Consider the following 4,941-nt stretch of genomic DNA (forward strand, 5'->3'; position numbering starts at 1 on the left):
CAAACCTTTTTTGATAGTATGCATATTGCTTATCAGAAAAATATTGATAGCATTAAACAGGATGCTGATTTTGGTTTTGACTTTGTTAATTCTTCTGTCAGTTAATTCATGCCTGTCAGATCAAGTCTAAACTATTACATGGGCGAGCGACCAGGATTGAACTGGCGACATTCAGTACCACAAACTGACGCTCTACCAACTGAGCTACGCCCGCCAAGGTATAAAATTTCTAACACACAAGCATAAATAGTCAATTAATTATTTAAGCTACCTACTTTTGCATAGAGTTTTAAGTTTAGCGAATAAACATTTTCATTTATGCTTTTAGCATTATAGTTAATCGTATTGAAATCGTGATATGTTTAAAAGTATTTTCACATTTAGTTTTTTTACAGCTATTTCAAGAATTTTAGGGCTAATAAGAGATGTATTGATTGCTACAGTTATTGGTGCAACTTCTCTTGCAGATATATTCTTTTCCTCGTTTCGCTTTGCTAATTTATTTCGATCGTTTTTTGCAGAGGGAGCATTTACTACCTCATTCATACCATTATACTCTGCAGAGTCATATGATAATAAAAAGGCATTTAATTTCGCAAGTAGTGTAATATCCATTACGTTTATTATTCTAGTAATTTTTTGCCTTATCACACAAACCTTCTTCCCTTACATGATCAAAATCTTCACTCCTGGATTTGACCAAAATAAATTTACCTTTACTGTAACTTTGTCGAAAATTATGATGCCCTACATAATCTTCGTGTCAATCGCATCACTTATTGGTGGAATGTTGCAAGTAAAACAGCATTTTGCTTCAACAGCTATTTCACCAATCATTTTGAACCTCTGTTTAATCATCAGTTTGTTTTTACCTTACATTGAAACACCGGCTCATAACCTTTCTATAGCTGTCCTGATTGGAGGGATTTTGCAGCTACTTTTAATAATATTTAGTGCATACAAATTAAAGGCTTTCTTTTCTTTTAGTTTAGGATTAAGTAACGAAGTAAAATTATTTTTTAAACGTGTGATACCTGCAATTATCAACAATTGTGTAATACAAATAAGTGTATGGATTGACACAATCATGGCGAGTTTTATACCAAATGCAGTTTCTTATATATATTATGCCGATAGACTAAATCAACTACCGCAAGGAGTAATTGGCACTGCAATTGGTACAGTACTTCTTCCTCTGATTTCAAAACGAATAAATGATACTGAGAATATAGTCAAAATACAGAACAAGGCCCTTAATATAGGGTTAATATTAATTATGCCAATAACTGCTGCTTTTATCATTATTCCTGACATAATTTTACTTACGCTTTTTTCTTACGGCCGATTTGATTATTATGCAGTGCAGCAAACTGTTCCTACATTAGTAGCATTTTCTCTTTCTTTACCCGCATTTATTATAAATAAAGTATTGCTACCCACATTCTTTGCTAGGGGAAAGCTAAAAATACCAACTATGTTCTCATTAACGTGCCTTGGAATTAATGTAATACTAAATCTCATATTAATGAACAAATACCAACATATAGGAATTGCTATTGCTACTTCCATTTCCACTTGGATAAATTCTATTTTATTGATTAATTATTTAACAATAAATAAGATGTATAAGATTAGCCAAGCATTATTACTAAATATTGTAAAAATTCTCACTGCAACATTGGTTATGTCAATAGTTCTTTATCTCTCTAATTACTTATCAGCAGGGTTGTTTTTCGATAGAGGACTAGCTCGTATTGTTTATTTAGTAACTTTAATAGCTTTGAGTGTTATTATTTATTCTAGCACTCTTTACCTAATTTTTAGAGGAAATTTGAATAATTTGAAATATGTATAAATTACACCCTTTGTATTGCTATATGTCATTTCAGCTACTATTCCAATATCCACTCCTTTCATCCCATAACCTATTCCTGTCATTCCAGCACCTATTCCTGTCATCCCAGCACCTATTCCTGTCATCCCAGTGCTTGACACTGGGATCCAGAAATTTTGTTGATTATATAATCTGGAAAACCTTATTTAAGTCACACTGGATCACAGTGTCACACACACAACTGTATGAGTGTTGTGGTTTGAGAGCAATTTCCACTGGGAACCCAGTGCTCATCAGACCAGCTTCTCATGTAAAAATGCTGTGTTTTAACATAAGAATAGCTACTTTTTTGCTAATTAACTTAATGTCTAATCAAATTTCCTGGATCCCAGACTGGGATGACAAGAAGAGAAGGGATGCTGGAATGAGAGGTCTATTATGAAACTTTCTTTATACGCCATATCATCAATCTTGTTTCTATTAATTCTCATGCACGTTGCTGCAACTTTTAAGGATTGGAGTGGCTACAGAGAATATATCGTAAAAGAGTTAGAGAAGACGTATGATGCTAAAGTACATGTTGGAGGAAAAATTGAAGTTTCGCTCATTACTCCAAAACTTACTATTCACAATGTATATGTACAATATAACAAAAACAAGGAACAAAAATTATCAGATTTAATTAGTGCAAAAAAAATTGAAATAAGGCCATCGTTGTTTTCATTTTCATTGCAACCAAAGTCAATCTCATTTTTGGGCATGAAAAGCAACAAAGAAAATTTACTTAATATTATAAATACGAAAGCCAATGATAATATAGTTGATATATTAATAAAGGACAGCCAAATAAGTTTTAACGCCGATACTATTAACATCAAGGAAGTTGCTATAAAAAAAAATAAGCAGTTTTTTGGTGAAGTACAGATTGGTGACAACAATTACGATTTTTCTGGAAAGGTTAATGTCACAAAAAATAATGTACACATTAGTGTTGATTCAAATTTTGCAAATTTGCTATTTAAAGGTAATAGAAATCAACAGGGTAATTTAACACTGACAATCAATAACAATTCCGGTTCTGTGAGCAATTTAGCAAAAATCATTAATCTTAGCTTCCTTTCTTATGTGATTCCCAGCGAAAATATTGAGATATCATCCAATATCAATCTCAATGAAAGCGAGTTTACGGCAACTGATTTAAAAATTGAGTCCAAAAGCATGCAAGGCACTGGTATAATACAAAATGATAGAAAAAGTGATCATACTAATATCAATATTAGTTTTAGTAAAGTCGACCTAAAAAACGGCTCACACAAAACAACAGATATGAAGGGTCTTTTAGAATCTTTTAGAGAGGTTGTGCCAAAGAACCTGAGCTTGGATTTTAATATGGAAGCTTCAAATATTCAATATCAAAACAGGATATTGGACAAATTTCATGCTACGCTAAAATTTGCTAATGGCGAAATAAACGTTGATACTCTTCTTCAATTTCCTGGAACCAATAATATATCTCGCTTATCAGGAAGAGTTTCAAACAATGGCAACTTGTCTGAATTTAATGGTGATATATTGATAAAGGGTGAGTCGTTCATTTCACATATTTTACCTTCTATCAAGATGCAAGAAAGAGAGAAAAGTCAATTTACAGCAAGTTCTAAACTATATTTAGCACCTAGAATATTATCTCTTTCAGATATCAGATTGCTAAATAACAAAGAATCTTGGCAAGGATCAATTAAGGTAAATCACACAAAAAAACACAATATGATCGATAGCAAATTTAGCATACATAACATTAATATAGATAAATATGATTATTCATTATTCAGCAAAGTGCAATGGCTGAAAAATCTTAAATATGATGTAAATATAAGAACTAGTGTTAAAGATTCTATATTCAATGGCACAAAAATTGAAGATTTGGATTTTTCATTAAAAATACAAGAGAACAAGCTAGTTGCAGATAAAATAAAGTTATTCGGAGAAGATTTCGACATTACCGGTAGTGTAAAAATATTAGTGGATCAAAAATACACTAAGCCTTTATTAGACGTAAACCTTACAGGTAATAAATTTAATGGAAATATCTTTAAATTACCAAAACTATTAGAGGTAAAAAGAAACTCAAGAAATGAAATAAATCAAATTCAATGGTCAACAAAGCAGCTTAATTTTTTAGATGAGAAAGGAGATTTTGATGCAAACGTGCAAATCAAAACTACAGAATTTAAAATTGGGCAAAACGTCTTAAAAGATTTTAACTTGGATACAGTGATAAGAAACAACACTATCACTATCAAACAGATAAGTTACATACTAGAACATGGACAAATGTTTTTTCAGGGTTATCTAAAAGCAGGCTCAATTCACACAAAATTTTCTATTGCAAATTTGGACACCAAGGAAGTTATAGGAGTTAATAACATAAATGGCAAGATAAGCTTAAGTGGTGAAATCAAAACTCAAGGAACAAGCTTTGATGATTGGGCTAGTAACTTATCAGGAAATGTAAACTTTCAAGCACAGAAAATAGAGTTTACAAATGTGGATTTTAATTCATTCATCACTAAGTTGTTAAGCAGTAAGAATAAACCTGAAATTTCCAAGCTTGCTTACGTTGATATATATAATGGCAGTACGCTTTTTGAAAATATTAATGGAAAAGTAAGTATTAACAGTGGTGTATGTTCAACTAGTTCACAGTTTAGTATCGATCAAGCATCAGGTTCTATCTCTTCTAATTTAATCTTATCTAATTTCTCCTTAACTTCTATATTCAGACTCTTTTTCATACTACCAAATCACAATAGTCCTCTTTATATCGAGGCACACTTAGATGGCCCTATTTGGTGCCCTAAGATGAGTTTTGATGTAGACCAAATTTACAACACCTTAGTTAGCAAGAAAAATAGTTAACTCATTTAGATGTAGGATTTAAGGGACCATCTATCTTTAAGTTAGACCTTAGTTGTAATAGTTTAGACTTGATCTGACAGGCATGAATTAACTGACAGAAGAATTAACAAAGTCAAAACCAAAATCAGCATCCTGTTTAATGCTATCAATATTTTTCTGATAAGCAATATGCATACTATCAAAAAAGG

Annotated in this window: 4 protein-coding genes and 1 tRNA gene; 3 read left to right on the plus strand and 2 right to left on the minus strand. The window is 31.5% G+C overall.

Annotation, left to right across the window (positions count from 1 at the left end; translation table 11 throughout):
* Nucleotides 1-141: 141 nt before the first annotated feature.
* A tRNA-His gene (locus tag JR053_RS04865) sits at nt 142-214 on the minus strand.
* A 144-nt stretch (nt 215-358) separates the two neighbouring features.
* Between JR053_RS04865 and murJ the strand changes: the two genes are divergently transcribed.
* The gene (gene murJ / locus JR053_RS04870) at nt 359-1,855 is read left to right on the plus strand and encodes a murein biosynthesis integral membrane protein MurJ (protein WP_416603740.1); all 1,497 of its coding nucleotides are present in this window, start codon (nt 359-361) and stop codon (nt 1,853-1,855) included.
* Here murJ and JR053_RS04875 read toward each other — a convergent pair.
* Nucleotides 1,810-1,995, minus strand: coding sequence for a hypothetical protein (locus tag JR053_RS04875; protein ID WP_264375044.1), 186 nt, complete (start codon nt 1,993-1,995; stop codon nt 1,810-1,812). The genes murJ and JR053_RS04875 overlap by 46 nt on opposite strands.
* Nucleotides 1,996-2,060: 65 nt before the next feature.
* Between JR053_RS04875 and JR053_RS04880 the strand changes: the two genes are divergently transcribed.
* Together JR053_RS04880 and JR053_RS04885 are read left to right on the plus strand one after the other, a co-directional pair.
* The gene (locus tag JR053_RS04880; RefSeq protein WP_010402720.1) at nt 2,061-2,276 is read left to right on the plus strand and encodes a hypothetical protein; all 216 of its coding nucleotides are present in this window, start codon (nt 2,061-2,063) and stop codon (nt 2,274-2,276) included.
* Nucleotides 2,273-4,753 carry an AsmA family protein gene (locus tag JR053_RS04885; RefSeq protein WP_010402722.1) on the plus strand — a complete coding sequence of 827 codons (2,481 nt, stop codon included), beginning with the start codon at nt 2,273-2,275 and terminating at the stop codon, nt 4,751-4,753. The genes JR053_RS04880 and JR053_RS04885 overlap by 4 nt, the downstream gene beginning before the upstream one ends.
* Nucleotides 4,754-4,941: the final 188 nt, after the last annotated feature.

This window comes from Wolbachia endosymbiont of Nasonia vitripennis (assembly GCF_048054115.1).
GTDB lineage: Bacteria > Pseudomonadota > Alphaproteobacteria > Rickettsiales > Anaplasmataceae > Wolbachia.